General features: G+C 72.1%; 14 protein-coding genes and 1 pseudogene. 6 read left to right on the top strand and 9 right to left on the bottom strand.

All coding sequences use genetic code 11. The features are described from left to right. Positions 1–37: 37 nt before the first annotated feature. Positions 38–1,030 carry an L-glyceraldehyde 3-phosphate reductase gene (mgrA, locus tag ACFV20_RS26915; RefSeq protein ID WP_385660595.1) on the bottom strand — a complete coding sequence of 331 codons (993 nt, stop codon included), beginning with the start codon at positions 1,028–1,030 and terminating at the stop codon, positions 38–40. A 117-nt stretch (positions 1,031–1,147) separates the two neighbouring features. Here mgrA and ACFV20_RS26910 point away from each other — a divergent pair, with 117 nt between their 5' ends. From ACFV20_RS26910 to ACFV20_RS26900, 3 genes are all read left to right on the top strand, one after another. Beyond that, entirely contained in the window at positions 1,148–2,065 is a 918-nt protein-coding gene (locus ACFV20_RS26910; protein WP_385660592.1) for a LysR substrate-binding domain-containing protein, read from the top strand. Between the two features lie 67 nt (positions 2,066–2,132). After that, complete coding sequence (locus tag ACFV20_RS26905) at positions 2,133–3,629, top strand: carotenoid oxygenase family protein (protein WP_385660588.1); 1,497 nt, start codon at positions 2,133–2,135, stop codon at positions 3,627–3,629. 83 nt (positions 3,630–3,712) lie between these two features. Further along, positions 3,713–4,228, top strand: coding sequence for a DUF664 domain-containing protein (locus ACFV20_RS26900; RefSeq protein ID WP_385660585.1), 516 nt, complete (start codon positions 3,713–3,715; stop codon positions 4,226–4,228). Here ACFV20_RS26900 and ACFV20_RS26895 read toward each other — a convergent pair. Both ACFV20_RS26895 and ACFV20_RS26890 read right to left on the bottom strand, forming a co-directional pair. Then, positions 4,210–5,289 carry an adenosine deaminase gene (locus ACFV20_RS26895; RefSeq protein WP_385660582.1) on the bottom strand — a complete coding sequence of 360 codons (1,080 nt, stop codon included), beginning with the start codon at positions 5,287–5,289 and terminating at the stop codon, positions 4,210–4,212. The genes ACFV20_RS26900 and ACFV20_RS26895 overlap by 19 nt on opposite strands. 58 nt (positions 5,290–5,347) lie before the next feature. Then, positions 5,348–5,740 carry a VOC family protein gene (locus tag ACFV20_RS26890; protein ID WP_385660579.1) on the bottom strand — a complete coding sequence of 131 codons (393 nt, stop codon included), beginning with the start codon at positions 5,738–5,740 and terminating at the stop codon, positions 5,348–5,350. Positions 5,741–5,889: 149 nt separating this feature from the next. Here ACFV20_RS26890 and ACFV20_RS26885 point away from each other — a divergent pair, with 149 nt between their 5' ends. Next, positions 5,890–6,276 carry a tautomerase family protein gene (locus ACFV20_RS26885; RefSeq protein WP_385660576.1) on the top strand — a complete coding sequence of 129 codons (387 nt, stop codon included), beginning with the start codon at positions 5,890–5,892 and terminating at the stop codon, positions 6,274–6,276. Positions 6,277–6,365: 89 nt separating this feature from the next. Here ACFV20_RS26885 and ACFV20_RS26880 read toward each other — a convergent pair whose 3' ends face one another. From ACFV20_RS26880 to ACFV20_RS26870, 3 genes are all read right to left on the bottom strand, one after another. Further along, positions 6,366–7,274, bottom strand: coding sequence for an oxidoreductase (locus ACFV20_RS26880; RefSeq protein ID WP_385660574.1), 909 nt, complete (start codon positions 7,272–7,274; stop codon positions 6,366–6,368). A 42-nt stretch (positions 7,275–7,316) separates the two neighbouring features. Then, positions 7,317–8,678, bottom strand: a complete 1,362-nt coding sequence (locus ACFV20_RS26875) for a phospholipase (RefSeq protein ID WP_385660825.1) — start codon at positions 8,676–8,678, stop codon at positions 7,317–7,319. Between the two features lie 75 nt (positions 8,679–8,753). Further along, positions 8,754–9,644, bottom strand: coding sequence for a glycoside hydrolase family 19 protein (locus ACFV20_RS26870; RefSeq protein ID WP_385660572.1), 891 nt, complete (start codon positions 9,642–9,644; stop codon positions 8,754–8,756). A 303-nt stretch (positions 9,645–9,947) separates the two neighbouring features. Here ACFV20_RS26870 and ACFV20_RS26865 point away from each other — a divergent pair, with 303 nt between their 5' ends. Further along, a complete protein-coding gene (locus ACFV20_RS26865; protein ID WP_385660569.1) occupies positions 9,948–10,997 on the top strand; it encodes an acyl-CoA dehydrogenase family protein in 1,050 nt (349 codons plus the stop codon). Here ACFV20_RS26865 and ACFV20_RS26860 read toward each other — a convergent pair. Then, a pseudogene (locus ACFV20_RS26860) lies at positions 10,994–11,844 on the bottom strand (serine hydrolase domain-containing protein); the annotation flags it as partial. The gene ACFV20_RS26865 and the pseudogene ACFV20_RS26860 overlap by 4 nt on opposite strands. Before the next feature lie 157 nt (positions 11,845–12,001). Beyond that, on the bottom strand, positions 12,002–12,175 hold the full coding sequence (locus tag ACFV20_RS26855) for a hypothetical protein (RefSeq protein ID WP_385660567.1): 174 nt from the start codon (positions 12,173–12,175) through the stop codon (positions 12,002–12,004). A 224-nt stretch (positions 12,176–12,399) separates the two neighbouring features. Here ACFV20_RS26855 and ACFV20_RS26850 point away from each other — a divergent pair, with 224 nt between their 5' ends. After that, positions 12,400–12,840, top strand: a complete 441-nt coding sequence (locus ACFV20_RS26850) for an SPW repeat protein (protein ID WP_385660565.1) — start codon at positions 12,400–12,402, stop codon at positions 12,838–12,840. A gap of 129 nt (positions 12,841–12,969) precedes the next feature. Here the strand turns inward: ACFV20_RS26850 and ACFV20_RS26845 are convergent, their stop codons facing one another. Then, positions 12,970–13,746, bottom strand: a complete 777-nt coding sequence (locus ACFV20_RS26845; RefSeq protein ID WP_385660562.1) for a GNAT family N-acetyltransferase — start codon at positions 13,744–13,746, stop codon at positions 12,970–12,972. Positions 13,747–14,067: the final 321 nt, after the last annotated feature.

Below are 14,067 nucleotides of genomic sequence, written 5' to 3'. Positions count from 1 at the left end.
GGCGTGCCCGGGGACACCGCCCCGGGCCGCGGAACCGCTACTGCTTGACGACGGCGTCGATCCGGGCCAGCTCGTCCGCGTCGAAGTCGAGGTTGCGGATCGCGCCGACGCTGTCCTCGATCTGCCGCGCGCTGCTCGCACCGACCAGCGCGGAGGTGACCCGGCCGCCGCGCAGCACCCAGGCCAGGGCCATCTGCGCCAGGGTCTGGCCGCGCGAGGCCGCGATGTCGTTCAGGTCGCGCAGCCTGCCCACCAGGTCCTCGGTGAGGGCGTCGGAGTTCAGGAAGGGGCTGTCGCTCGCGGCCCGGGAGCCCTCGGGGATGCCGTCGAGGTAGCGGGCGGACAGCACGCCCTGCTCCAGCGGGGAGAAGACGATGGAGCCGACCTGGAGCTCGTCGAGGGCGTCGAGCAGGCCCTCGTCCTCGGGGCGGCGGTCCAGCATCGAGTAGCGCGGCTGGTGGATCAGGAGCGGGGTGCCCAGCTCGCCCAGGATGCGGGCGGCCTCGCGGGTCTGTTCCGCGGAGTAGTTGGAGACGCCGACGTAGAGCGCCTTGCCCTGCTGCACCGCCGAGTGCAGGGCGCCCATGGTCTCCTCGAGCGGGGTGTCGGGGTCGGGGCGGTGCGAGTAGAAGATGTCGACGTAGTCCAGGCCCATGCGCTTCAGGCTCTGGTCGAGCGAGGACAGCACGTACTTGCGGGAGCCCCACTCGCCGTACGGGCCCGGCCACATCAGGTAGCCGGCCTTGGTGGAGATCACCAGCTCGTCCCGGTACGGCGCGAAGTCCTGCTTCAGGAACTCGCCCAGGGCGGACTCCGCGGCGCCGGGCGGCGGGCCGTAGTTGTTGGCGAGGTCGAAGTGGGTGACGCCGAGGTCGAAGGCGCGGCGCAGGATGGCGCGCTGCGTCTCGACGGGCCGGTCCGGGCCGAAGTTGTGCCACAGGCCGAGCGAGAGCGCGGGGAGCTTCAGACCGCTGCGTCCGGTGCGCCGGTAGGGCATGTCCGCGTAGCGGTCGGGGTGTGCGGTGTACAACGCGACTCCAGAGGGGTTGGCAGGGTCGGGAGGAAACCGGTGTCCACTCTGGCGTGACCTGCGCCCATGCGTCCAACAGAAGAATCCGATGGAATTCAGCGGCTACGCTTCTCAGTCATGGAACTGCGCCATCTGCAGCACTTCGTCGCGGTCGCCGAGGACCAGCACTTCACCCGCGCGGCGGAACGCCTCCTGGTGTCCCAGTCGGGCCTGTCGGCGTCCATCCGGTCGCTGGAGCGGGAGCTGCAGACGCCGTTGTTCGTGCGCACGACCCGCCGGGTGACGCTCACCCCGGCCGGGCGGGCGCTGCTCGGTGAGGCGGAGCGGATCCTCGCGCAGGTGCGCGCGGCCCACGAGGCGGTGGCCGCGGTGCAGGGCGTGCTGCGCGGGATGCTCGCGCTCGGCTCCGAGCAGTGCATCGCCGGGGTGCACGTGGCAGGGCTGCTGGCGGCCTTCCGCCGGCGCCATCCGGACGTGGAGATCTGTCTGCGGCAGGCGGGTTCGGGGGCCCTCGCGGAGGAGGTCGCGGCCGGGCGCCTCGATCTTGCGTTCGCCGTGCGCACCGCCCAGGAGGACACCGACCAGCTGCGGGCGGTGCCGCTGACGAGCGAGCCGATGACCGTGCTGTGCCATCCGAGCCACCGGCTCGCCTCGGCCGGGGGCGCGGTGACACCGGAGGACCTCGGCGGTGAGGTCTTCGTCGACTTCCATCCCGACTGGGGGCCGCGGCGCACCACCGACGCGGCCTTCGCGGCGGCAGGTGTCCGCCGGAGCGTCGCCCTGGAGGTCAACGACGTCCACAGCCTTCTCGACCTGGTGGACGAGGACCTCGGCATCGCCGTCGTGCCCCGTCACTTCCGGCACAAGCGCGCCTCACTGACCGCCCTGCCGGTGAAGGGCGCCGGGGACGCGGTCTACGAGACGGTGGCGCTGCTGCCGCCCGAGCAGGCGACCAGTCCGGCGGCCCGGGCGCTGATGGGCCTGCTGGAAACATGGGGCCTGGCACCACCCCAGGAGGGTGTCCACCCCTCCTGACCCGCTCCGCCGCGCGCAGCAGACTCGTGACCGTTCCCGGAGGCGACTGCGGTCAGGAGTGGGCGAGATGACGGATCACACGCGACGGAACGTGCTGCGCGGCGCTGCGGCGATCACGGCGGCGGGAGCGCTCGTCGGCACCGGCGCCGAAGCCGCTCCGGCCCTGGCGGCGCCCACAGCACCGCGCCGCTTCCCCTTCCTCGAGGGCGCTTTCGAGCCGGTCACGGAGGAGCTGACGGCCTTCGACCTGCCGGTCACGGGCCGCGTTCCGCGTGAGCTGAACGGCCGCTACCTGCGCAACGGCCCCAACGTCCTCGGCCTGGAGGACCCCCGGGCCCACCACTGGATGCTCGGCGACGGCATGGTGCACGGCGTCCGGCTGCGCGAGGGCCGGGCCGAGTGGTACCGCAACCGCTGGGTGCGCTCCTCGCAGGTGGCGAGGAAGCTCGGCGAGCCCTGCCCGGGTCCCGTGCCGCCGGACGACTTCCCGTGCAACACCCATGTGATCCCCCACCGGGGGCGGATCCTCGCGCTCCAGGAGAGCGGCCCGCTGCCCTACGAACTCGACGACGAGCTGAACACCGTCGGCACGTACGACTTCCGGGGCACGCTCCGGGGCCCGCTCACCGCGCACACCAAGTTCGACGTCCATGCCGAAGAGCTGCACGCCATCGCCTACTACCCGACCTTGGACCACGTCCGGCACCTGGTCGTCGGTCCGGCGGGCAAGGTGGTGCGGACCACCGGGATCCCGGTGGCGGACGCGCCGATGATCCACGACTTCGCGCTGACCGAGCACCACGTGGTCATCCTCGACATGCCGGTCACCTTCGACCCGGCGGGCGCCGAACAAGGCGACATCGTGCCGTACGTCTGGAACGACCGGCATCCGGCGCGGGTCGGCGTGATGCCCCGCACGGGCGGCGCGGTCCGCTGGTTCGAGGTCGACCCGGTCTACTACTCGCACACCCTCAACGCGTACGAGGAGGGGCCGCACATCGTCGTCGACATGACGGCGTTCGACGCGCCGTTCCTCGTCGCCGGCAACGGCTCGGGCGGCCCCCACTCGGCGGGCACCCCCCGGCTCGACCGCTGGACGATCGACCTGCGTCACGGCCGGGTGCGGACCAGGACCCTCGACGACCGCCCCCAGGAGTTCCCGCGGGTCAGGGAGACGCTGGTGTCCCGCCGGCACCGGTACGGCTACTCGGCAGCGGCGGCGGAGATGTCACGCGCCTACCAGGCGGTCGACGGCACCCCTCCCGACGGGGCCTTCGCCAACGCGCTCATCAAGCACGACCTGCTGCGCGGCACCTCTCAGGTGCACCGGCTGCCCGCGGGCGCGGCGGCGAGCGAGGCCGTGTTCGTGCCGTCCGGCCCGGGCGACGGGCGGGCGGCGGAGGACGACGGCTATGCGATCGCCTATGTGCACGACCCCGACCGCGGGGCGTCGGACCTGCTGATCCTCGCGGCCCAGGACTTCACCGGGGAGCCGGTGGCCCGGATCCACCTCCCGGGCCGGGTGCCGCTGGGCTTCCACGGGAGCTGGATCCCCGACGCGTGATCCCCGGCGCGTGACTGCCGGCGCGTGATGCCCGGCGCGTGACTCCCTACGCGTGATTCCCGGCGATGCGCGATGGTGGACCTATGCATGCGAAGGACATCCTCATCGACGGTTTCAACCGCATCCGCGAAGAAGTCCACGCCACCGTCGAGGGCCTCGGGCCGGACGAGCTGACCGCCCGCCCCTCCCCCGACACCAACTCGATCGCCTGGCTGGTCTGGCACCTCACCCGCGTCCAGGACGACCACATGGCCGACGCCTTCGGCCGCGAACAGGTGTGGCTGTCCCAGGACTGGGAGAAGCGCTTCGGTCTCGACCTGCCCCGCCGCGACACGGGCTACGGCCACAGCCCCGCCAAGGTCGCCCGGGTGCGGGTCGACTCGGGCGACCTGCTGACCGGCTACTACGACGCCGTGCACGAGCAGAGCCTGGACGCCCTGCGGGGCCTGGCCGCCCAGGACCTGGACCGGGTCGTCGACGAGCGCTGGGACCCGCCGGTCACGCTCGGCGTGCGGCTGGTCAGCGTCCTGTCCGACGATCTCCAGCACATCGGACAGGCCGCCTACCTGCGGGGACTGCTTCAGAGCGCGGCGGCGTAACCGGGCAGCACCACGTCACGGATGAGGGCGTTGCGCTCGTCGAACGGGATGAACGCGCTCTTCAGGGCGTTGACGGTGACCGTGCGCAGATCCTCGACGGTCCAGCCGGCCTGCTCGACCAGCAGGGACATCTCGCGGGTCATCGTGGTGCCCGACACCAGCCGGTTGTCGGTGTTGAGGGTGACACGGAAGCCGAGGTCCTTCAGCGCGGTGATCGGGTGCTCGGCGATCGAGGTGGCGGCGCCCGTCTGGAGGTTGGACGTCGGGCACATCTCCAGGGCGATGCGCCGGTCGCGCACCCAGCCCGCGAGCCTGCCGAGCTTGCCGGCGGCGAGGTCGGGGATGTCGTCGGTGATCCGCACGCCGTGTCCGATGCGCTGGGCGCCGCAGACCTGGAGGGCCTGGTGGATGCTGGGCAGGCCGTGCGCCTCACCGGCGTGGATGGTGAACGGCACGTTCTCGCGGCGCAGGTGCTCGAAGGCCGCGAGGTGGTCGGCGGGCGGGAAGCCGTCCTCGGCGCCGGCGATGTCGAAGCCGACGACACCGGCGTCGCGGAACGCCACGGCCAGGTCGGCTGCCTCGCGCACCCGGTCGAACATCCGCATCCCGCACAGCAGGGTGCCGACCCGCACGGGTGTGCCCGCGGCGGCGGCCTTCGCCATGCCCGCCGCGAGACCTTCCTGGACGGTCTCCACGACCTCGGCCATGGTGAGCTCGCCGTTGGTGTTCAGCTCGGGGGCGTAGCGCACCTCGCCGTACACGACACCGTCGGCGGCCAGGTCGAGCACGTACTCCTCGGCCGTGCGCAGCAGGCCCTCGCGGGTCTGCATCACGGCGAGGGTGTGCTCGAAGGTGGCTATGTAGCGCACCAGGTCACCGGAGTTGGCGGCCTCGTAGTACCAGGCGGCGAGCTCGTCCGGGTCGGTCGTGGGCAGGGTGTGACCGACCGCCTCGGCCAGCTCCACCACGGTGGCGGGGCGCAGGCCGCCGTCGAGGTGGTCGTGCAGCACGGCCTTGGGCAGGCGGCGGATCAGATCGGCGTCTACGCGCGTAGCAGTCATGGCGGGTCTTTCCTCGGGCGTGGTTCGAGCCGGTGGTGTGATGCGGCGGGGAAGGGGGTCAGCCGGCGGGCTGGAGCAGGTCCCAGCGGTTTCCGTACAGGTCCTCGAAGACGGCGACGGTCCCGTACGGCTCGTGTCGCGGGTCCTCCAGGAAGGTGACACCGGCGGCCGTCATCCGGGCGTGGTCGCCGGCGAAGTCGTCGGTGTGCAGGAAGAACCCGACGCGTCCGCCCGTCTGGCTTCCGATCCGGGCGGCCTGTGCCTCCCCCTTGGCCCGGGCCAGCACCAGGCCGGTACCGGTCCCCGGGGTGCCGGGTTCGACGACGACCCAGCGGGACCCGTCGGGCCGGGGGGCGTCCTCGGCGAGCCGGAATCCGAGGGCGTCGGTGTAGAAGCGGATCGCCTCGTCGTAGTCGTCGACGACGAGGGTGACCAGGGCGATACGTCTCATCAGGGCCTCTCGGGGCGGGCGGTTGACCGGTGAGGTTATACGTAAAACGCGCGTGAGGGCAACTGCCCGCGCGACTCCGCCCCGCTCCGCTGTAACTACTAGTATGTACAGCCCTCGCCCTCGCCTCGTCCTCGCCCATCGGAGGTCCCATGCCGTTCGTCCGTATCGACACACTCCGGGCCGGCCCCGAGCGCCTCGCCGCACTCGGCCGGGCCGTGCACGACGCGATGACCGAGACAATCGGCATCCCGCCCGACGACCGCTTCCAGGTCCTGGTGGACCACGACGGCACGAGCGGCACCCTGCGCTGCGACGACTACCTGGGTGTGCACCGCGACGAGGGCATCGTCTTCGTCGCGATCACCCTGCGCGCCGGGCGCACGCCCGCACAGAAGCGGGCCCTGTACCGCAGAACCGCCGAGCTCGCCCACGCGTACGCGGGCACCGAGCCGCGGAACGTGTTCGTCGTCCTGACCGAGAACGGCTCGGCCGACTGGTCACTGGGCGAGGGCGAGGCCCAGTACCTGGAGCCGTAGGCCGGTGGACTCACGCTGCGGACACCGCGGTCCCGGGTCCCACGGCTCAGGCGCTGGGGCCCGAGGGGGCGTCCGGGCCCGTCAGGGACTCAACCGACGGTTCGGCGCGGGGCGCCGAGCAGGTGCAGCTCCTCGCCGGTGAGGCGGATCGCGCCCGCCGCCACGTTCTCCGCGAGGTGCCCGGGGTCGCCGGTGCCGGGGATGGCGAGGACGTGCGGGCCCTGGTGCAGGGTCCACGCGATGCGGATCTGGGCGGGACTCGCCCCATGGGCCCGGGCCACGGCGAGGACGTCCTCGTCGTGGGCGGTGACGGCGCCGCGCTCACCGGCCTCGCCCGCGACGGCGTAGAACGGCACGAAGGCGATGCCCTGGTCACCGCAGCGGCGGAGCACTTCGTCGGACTCGGGGTCGGGGCGGTCGAGGGCGTACCGGTTCTGGACGCAGACCACCGGTGCGATGGCCTGCGCCTCGGCGAGGTGGCGGGCCGTGACGTTGGAGACGCCGAGGTGGCGGATCAGACCCGCCTCCCGCAGTTCCGCGAGTGCCCCGAAGTGCTCGGTGATGGACTCCCACGACGGCATCCGGCGCAGGTTGACCACGTCCAGGTGGTCGCGGCCGAGCTGGCGCAGGTTCTCCTCCACGTGGCCGCGCAGGTCCTCCGGGCGCGCGGAGGTGCCCCACGTGCCGTCGTAGGCACGGTGCGGCCCCACCTTGGTGACGATGACGAGGTCGTCGGGGTAGGGCGCGAGCGCGCTGTTGATGAGTTCGTTGGCGGAGCGCAGGGACGAGAAGTAGAAGGCGGCCGTGTCGATGTGGTCGACGCCGAGGTCGATCGCCTTGCGCAGGACGGCGATCGAACGGTCGCGGTCGCTCGGGGTGCCGTGGTGGAAGGCGGCGCTGCCCGTCAGCCGCATCGCGCCGAAGCCGACGCGGTGGACGGGCAGGTCGCCGAGTCTCCAGGTGCCCGCGGCGGCCGCGGTGATCGTCTGTGTGCTCATCGACGGAGTCTCACACGGGACACCGCGGCCGGCGCAGCCGGTTCACGGGTACGTGTACGCGTTCAGGGCGGTGACGGCGGAGGCGGGGTCGCCGCGGTCGTAGTGGTCCACGGCGAGGAAGGTGGGCTTCTTGCGGGCGGCGGGCTGGCAGAACCTCCGGGCGCGGTCGGCGAGTTTGGTGTTGTCGGTCCCGGCGGTACCGGCGAGCGGGACGTCGCGGAAGTGGTTCATGACGAACAGCGGACGGAATCCGGGCTCGGTGCGGGTCAGCGGGATGTTGGTGTCGGGGCCGTACCAGCGGCTGTAGCAGGACCAGTCGGAGGTGCCGAGGCCCGAGCCCATGGACCAGTGGTTCTCGACGGTCCATTCCCGCTGGTACATGACGCCGAAGGAGTCCCGGGTCAGGCCCGCGGCCTGGTCGGCGGAGCGGCTGTGGTCGGTGAAGATCAGCAGCCGGTGGCCGGCGGCGGCCAGGTCCGTCATGGTGGGCCAGCCGCTCTGCCGCACCCCGGTGAGATCGGGCCGGTAGAGCACGTCCGACAGGCCGCGCACGCGGGCGAGTTCGGCGCGCAGGACGGCCGGGTCGACGTAGTCCTCCAGGAAGACGGTGACGAACTGGTCGGGGTGGGCCTTCAGGAAGTCGACCATGCGCTGGAGGTCGACCCAGAGGGCGACGGGCCTGCTGACGAGGGTGCAGCTGTTGTGGCAGAGGATCGCGCCGTCCGGGGTCTGGTGGATGTCGAGCATGAACCCCCGTACCCCGTCGACGAGTTGGCGTTCGATGCCGCGGGTCTGGTTGGGCACGAGGTTGACGAAGGGCGGGGCGAAGCCGCCGTCGACGCCGTTGGCGTAGGCGTTGTGGGTGGTGAGGAACGTGACCTGGTCCAGGGTGCGCCGGTCCCGCGGCGGCATCGGGGAGGTGACCGGGTCGACCGGGGTGAGGTACCAGGCGGCGAGGTCGCCCGCGCCGCCGAGGGCGAGGCGCGCCGGGTAGTCGGCGCCGGAGGGCTTGGGCGCCACGGTGAGGTGACGTGCGGTGCCCGGCGCCGTGAGGGTGTACCGGTCGGCGCCCGCCGGGTCGACCTCCCACCCGGCGTCGCCGCTCGTACAGGCGACGGTCGCGGCCTGGTCGCCACTGCGGCCGAGACAGCTGCCGGGCGCGACGGTGTTCTCCAGGAGGTAGGCGGACCCGGTCGGCTTCAACTGCCACTGCTGGCGGTCCTCGTTGCCGCGGGGTCTGTGCTGCTCGACCGCGCCGCCGTTGTCGGCCGCGTTGAGGCCGGTGGTGGCGCTCTGGACGTAGTACGTGCCCGGGGCCGGAGCGGCGACGGCAGCGGACTGGGGCGCCACGACCGCGGCGGCCAGTGCCGCGATCGTGGCGAGCAGGGCGTGGGGGGTGCGCAGTCGCATGGAGGATGCCCTTCGGTCAGCCGTCAGGTGCATGACATCCCGCATGACACCACGCCGCACGGTCCCGCGTCAGCAGTACAGGTTGCCTCCGGTCGACGTGCCGAGGATCTGCGTGAACCGCTGGTAGTTGTTCACCCGGCTCTGCACCTGCGCCGGGTTCTTGCCGTCGCACTCCAGGGAGCCGTTGATGCTGCGGATCGTCTGGCCGAACCCGGCGCCGTTCACCATGGCGTTGTGCGGGGTCATGCTGCCGGGGCCGGTCTGGGTGTTCCAGTACCACAGGGCCGTCTTCCAGGCGACGGCCGAGTCGTTCTGCACCAGCCAGGGGTTGTTCAGCAGGTCGATGCCGAGCGCGTCGCCGGCGGCCTTGTAGTTGAAGTTCCAGCTCAGCTGGATCGGGCCGCGCCCGTAGTAGGCCGCCTGCCCCGCCGGACAGCCGTAGGGCTGGCCCCAGTCGCAGTAGTGCGGGTAGTTGGCGGTGTTCTGCTCCACCACGTGCACCAGCCCGCCGGTCTCGTGGCTGACGTTGGCGAGGAAGGCCGCGGCCTCCTGCTTCTTCACCGTGTCGCTGCCGGTGTTGGCGAAGCCGGGGTAGGCGCTCAGGGCCGCGGTCAGACCGCTGTAGCTGTAGAACGAATTCCGGTTCGGGAACATCTGGTTGAACTGCGCCTCGCTCACGACGAAGCGGGCGTTGGGCGTGCCCGGACCGTTGTCGCAGGCGTACGGCTCCCAGTACCAGGTGCTGATGACCGGGTCGTAACCCGGGTTGGCGTGCTCGGCGATGTACGCCTTGCCGTCCGTGTAGCGCACGATGTCACCGGCGTTGTACGACTTGCCCGCCGTCCAGTTCGGGTAGCTGGAGCAGGCGGCGGCCGAGGCGTTCGCGGCGGGCAGGAGCACCGGCGCGGCGCCGGCGAGGGCGAGGGTGGCCAGGACTGCGGAGATACGGCGTCTCGACACGGGTTCGACTCCTTCGCGGAGCACGGCCGCACCCTGACGAGGGCAGGGTGGAGCAGGCCCTTGACCGCGCGCACCGGTGGTCCGGTCACGGCGTCGGGGCGGCCGTGGTGGGGGGCTGTGGAGGGACACTCAACCCTGTTGGTCTGTACCAGTCAAGGGTGTAGACCAGTCAGGTACGGACCTGCCGGCATCCGCGCTGGTCGACGAGCCGTCATCCCCCGCTCGGCGCTCCCATGGGTGCCGCCCCGGGCCGACACACCCCCGGGTCCCCACTCGGCTCCGCCCGGCCGCGAGAATGCGCCCATGACCACCACACCCCATCCCCTCGTCACCCGCGCGCGGCGGCTGGCGCACGAGCTCCTCGTCCCGCAGGCCGAACGCGTCGACCAGGAGGGGGTGCCCGCGAGCCATGTCGAGGCGGTGAAGCGGGCCGGGCTGCTCGGCGTGGTGGCGCCGCGGGATCATGGCGGGGCGGACGCGCCCGTCGCCGTGGCGCGGGAGACCGCGGAGATCCTGTCCGGGGCGTGCTGCTCCACCTGGTTCGTGCAGACACAGCACCACACACCGGTGAAGCTGATCGCCACCCACGACACACCGGTCCGGGAGAAGCTGCTGCGTCCGCTGGCGACGGGCGAGCTGATGGCCGGCATCGCCTTCGCCCATGTCCGCGCCTTCCCCCGGGTGCCGGTCCGGGCCGTTCCCCGGGACGGCGGCTGGCGGTTCGAGGGCAAGGTGCCCTGGTACACGGGCTGGGGGCTGAACGACGTGATGCTGCTGGCCGGGGTGACGGACACGGCCGAGGTGGTGTTCGTGTGCGTCGAGGCACACGAACAGCCCGGGCTGACGCCGTCGGCGCCGATGCGGCTCGCGGCCCTGAGCGCCGCCCGTACGGTGTCCCTGGAGCTGGACGGCCTGTGGGTGCCGGACGAGGCCGTCGTACTGCGCACCCCCCAGGAGGAGTTCGCCCTGATCGACCTCCCCCGGGCCGCCAACACCGTTCCCGCCGTGTTCGGGGTGGCGTACGCGGCACTGGACCTGGTGGCGCGGGCCCCGGACGGCGAGGAGACGGCGCGATCGCTGCGGACCCGGCTCGACGAGGTCCGCCGGGAGGCCTACGCCCTGGCCGACCGGCCCGACCCGGCGGACTGCGTTCCGGAGCGCCTGGCCGTGAAGACCCGTGCCTACGACCTCCTGCGCGCGGCCACGACCGCGGCGATCGTGGCCGGGGGCGGCCGTTCCATGGATCTGGGCAGCCGGGCACAGCGGCTGGCGCGCGAGGGGATGTTCCTGCTGGTGCAGGGCCAGACGGCCGAGGTACGCAGGACGCACCTCGGCTCGCTGGCGTCCGCCTAGCCGAGCGGGGGCACCGCGGACGCCCCGCCCCTCTGGCTCGGGACCTTTCCGCAGAACTCCGCTTCGATGACGTCGGTGTACAGGGAGGAGCGCGCCGGCCAGTCTCCGTTGATGTTGAAGGTGAGCTGGTGTTCGCCGTCCGGGGTGCCGACCATCGCGGACAGGGAGCCGTTCGTACGGCCGCTCTTGCCCACCACCTTCACTCCGCAGGAGAGCTGCGCGAACTCGACACCGAGTCCGTACCCGATGCCGTGTCCGGCCGGGACCTCCTCGAACATCTCCTTCATCTGCCGCTGGGGCAGCAAGTGACCCTTCACGAGGGCGTGTTGGAAGCGGTTGAGGTCGCGCTGGTGGAGATGACGTCGCCGGCCGCGCCCAGCCAGGTCATGTTCTGTTCGGTCGCGTCGTGGATCTCGGCGTCGGGGGCGTCCTGGTGGAGCCGGGAGTAACCGACGGGGTGGGGCTCGGGCATGTGGGGATTCGTGCCGGGGAACGACGTGCCGCGCAGCTTCAGCGGCCGAAGGATGCGGCGGGTGATCTCCTGGGCGTGGTCGTGGCCCGTGGCTTTCTCGATGACCATGCCGGCGATGACGAAGTTGGTGTTCGAGTACGACGGTTCGCGCTCGGGGCCGGGCCGCGGTGCGTGCCGCAGGGCTGTCGCCACGAGTTCCTCGGGTGTGTGGGTGTCGTACCGGTGCTCGGGGAAGCCGGGTCCCGCGCTGTCGTGACCGAGGACGGGGTCGTCGGTGTGGTGGGCGATTCCGCTGGTGTGGTCGAGGAGTTGCCGCAGCGTCACCTCAGTGCCGTCGTAGCCGTTGCCGTGCAGGAGGCCGGGCAGCCATCGCTCGGACATATGCGCCCGGCTGCAGGGTTGATCCGGCGGCACGGTGTCGGGAGGGGCACCCCTGAAACGCCCCGCGCGCCCGCTCGGTTCGGCACGATCCGAGCGGGCGCGTTCTGTCGCCGGTCGAACGGCGGAGGGTGCCGGGCGAACGCCGGAGGGCTCAGTCGTCCTCGGGGACGACCACGAGGAAGGCGTCCGACTCCAGGTCCATCACGACGGTGGCCGGTTCACCCTCGGCGCGGCGGCGTGCCGCGTACTCCTCCGCGGGCCAGGATCCGCGCGGAGACCCCGCCGGGAACCGCTCCAACACCTTCGCGCCGATGGCCGTGGTCACGTCCGCTGCCCTCCCTGCTCCTCGTCGCCCGCCCGGGCGACGTCGCCGGTCGCTGTCGTACACATCCGGATGCCCCCGATCCGCCCGGACATGTACCGCGGGGTCATTCCGCACGCCCCCGAGCTCTACACATAAAGGCTGAATAAGAGCAGAATGACACGTACGCGGCGATTACCGCACACCCCTCCAGAAGCGGTCGCCCTGCACCATGAAGGAGACGAGTCATGGCCAACGTCTCGCCCACCAGAGGTGATATCACCACCCACCCCGACGCCTCCGAGATGCGTGACCGCTACGCGCGCGTGCTCGGCGGCCGTGATGTGGCGCTCGTGGACGGACCGGTGTTCCTGCTCGGTCTGTACTGCGCCACCTCCCCGTGGATAGTCCACTACACGACCAGCCAGCCGGCCCTCGTGACCCACAACCTGATCATGGGGATCGCGATCGGCATGCTGGCACTCGGGTTCACTCGCGCCCCCGAGCGCATGTACGGCCTGAGCTGGGCCATGTGCGCCATGGGCGTGTGGATGATCATCTCGCCGTGGGTCGTCGGCGACAGCCCGGACGCCGGTGTCGTGTGGAACGGCATCATCATCGGCGCACTGGCCGTGATCCTGGGGCTCGTGTGCGCCGGCACGGCGGCGAAGGCGGCACCGAGGCCGTAGCGGACACGGGAAGGGAACCGAAGGCCGGTCCGCGCCCTGGACCGGCCCGTTCATGTCCAGCCCGAAGGGACGAAACGGGCGGCCGGATGCGTGACATCCCCTGCCGTCCGTCCGCCCCGGCCCGTGCGGCTAGGAGTGGTACAGGTACGGGGTCGTGGTCGTCAGGGGCAGGAAGCCGAGCCGTCGCAGGATCGGCCGGCTCTGGTCGGAGGCGTCGACCTGGAGGTAGGAGTAGCCGCGGGCCGCGGCGGCCCGGGCGCGGTGGGCCACCAGGGAGCGGTAGATGCCCCGGCCGCGCCACTCCCGTACGGTGCCGCCGCCCCAGAGACCGGCGAAGGGGGTGCCGGGGACGAGTTCCATGCGGGCCGCGCTGACCGGCCGGTCGCCGGCCATCGCCACGACGGCGACGACGGTGTCCGGGTCCGCCGACAGCCGGGCGAGGAGCTGGTGGCGCAGCCAGGAGCTGTCCGCACCGAACGCGTCCTCGTGGACGTGGGCCACGAGATCGACGCCCGCCGGGTCGGTGACCGGCTCGACGCGCACGCCCTCGGGCGGTTCGGCGTCGAGGGCGACGGCGGCGACCTCCCCGATCATCAGCGTCTCCGCGGGTTCGGGCGTGAACCCGGCCGCGCGCAGGCGCCGCCCGAGGTCCGCCGGCCGGTCGTGCCCGTAGACCTTCCACTCGAAGTCGAGACCGAGGCCGGTGTAGTGGCCGATCTGTGCGGCGATCGCCGCGTCCGCCCCGGCCTCGTCGAGGTCGGACCACACGATGCCGTTCCAGCCCTGCGCGGAGGCGACCTGGCGGACGACGCCGCCGGTCCGCTCGACCCGGGCGTCGGGACCGTCCGGGCGTGCGCCCACGCGCAGGTCACGGTCGAAGAGGGCGAGCAGCTCCGCATGATCCATGAGCCCACTTCAGCAGGCGGCGGGAGCACGCGGCAACGGATTTTGCGGCCCGCCCACCCTCCCGGCCCCGAGACCTCGGCCCCAGACACTTCGGCACCCCGGCACCTCACCCACCAGATCCCCGGCCCCCGGCACTCCGCCCACCAGGTCCCCCCGGCCCCCGGCACCCCGCCCACCAGGTCCCCCCAGCCCCCGGCACCCCGCCCACCAGGTCCCCCCAGCCCCCGGCACCCCGCCCACCAGGTCCCCGGCCCTCGACGATCCACCCACCGGGTCCCCGGCCCTGGGCACCCCGCCCAACAAGCCCCCGGCCCTAGGCAC

It is taken from the genome of Streptomyces sp. NPDC059696, from assembly GCF_042733745.1.
Classification (GTDB): domain Bacteria; phylum Actinomycetota; class Actinomycetes; order Streptomycetales; family Streptomycetaceae; genus Streptomyces.
The sequence above is the reverse complement of the archived record's forward strand: the minus strand, read 5'-3'. Positions and strand labels throughout refer to the sequence as shown.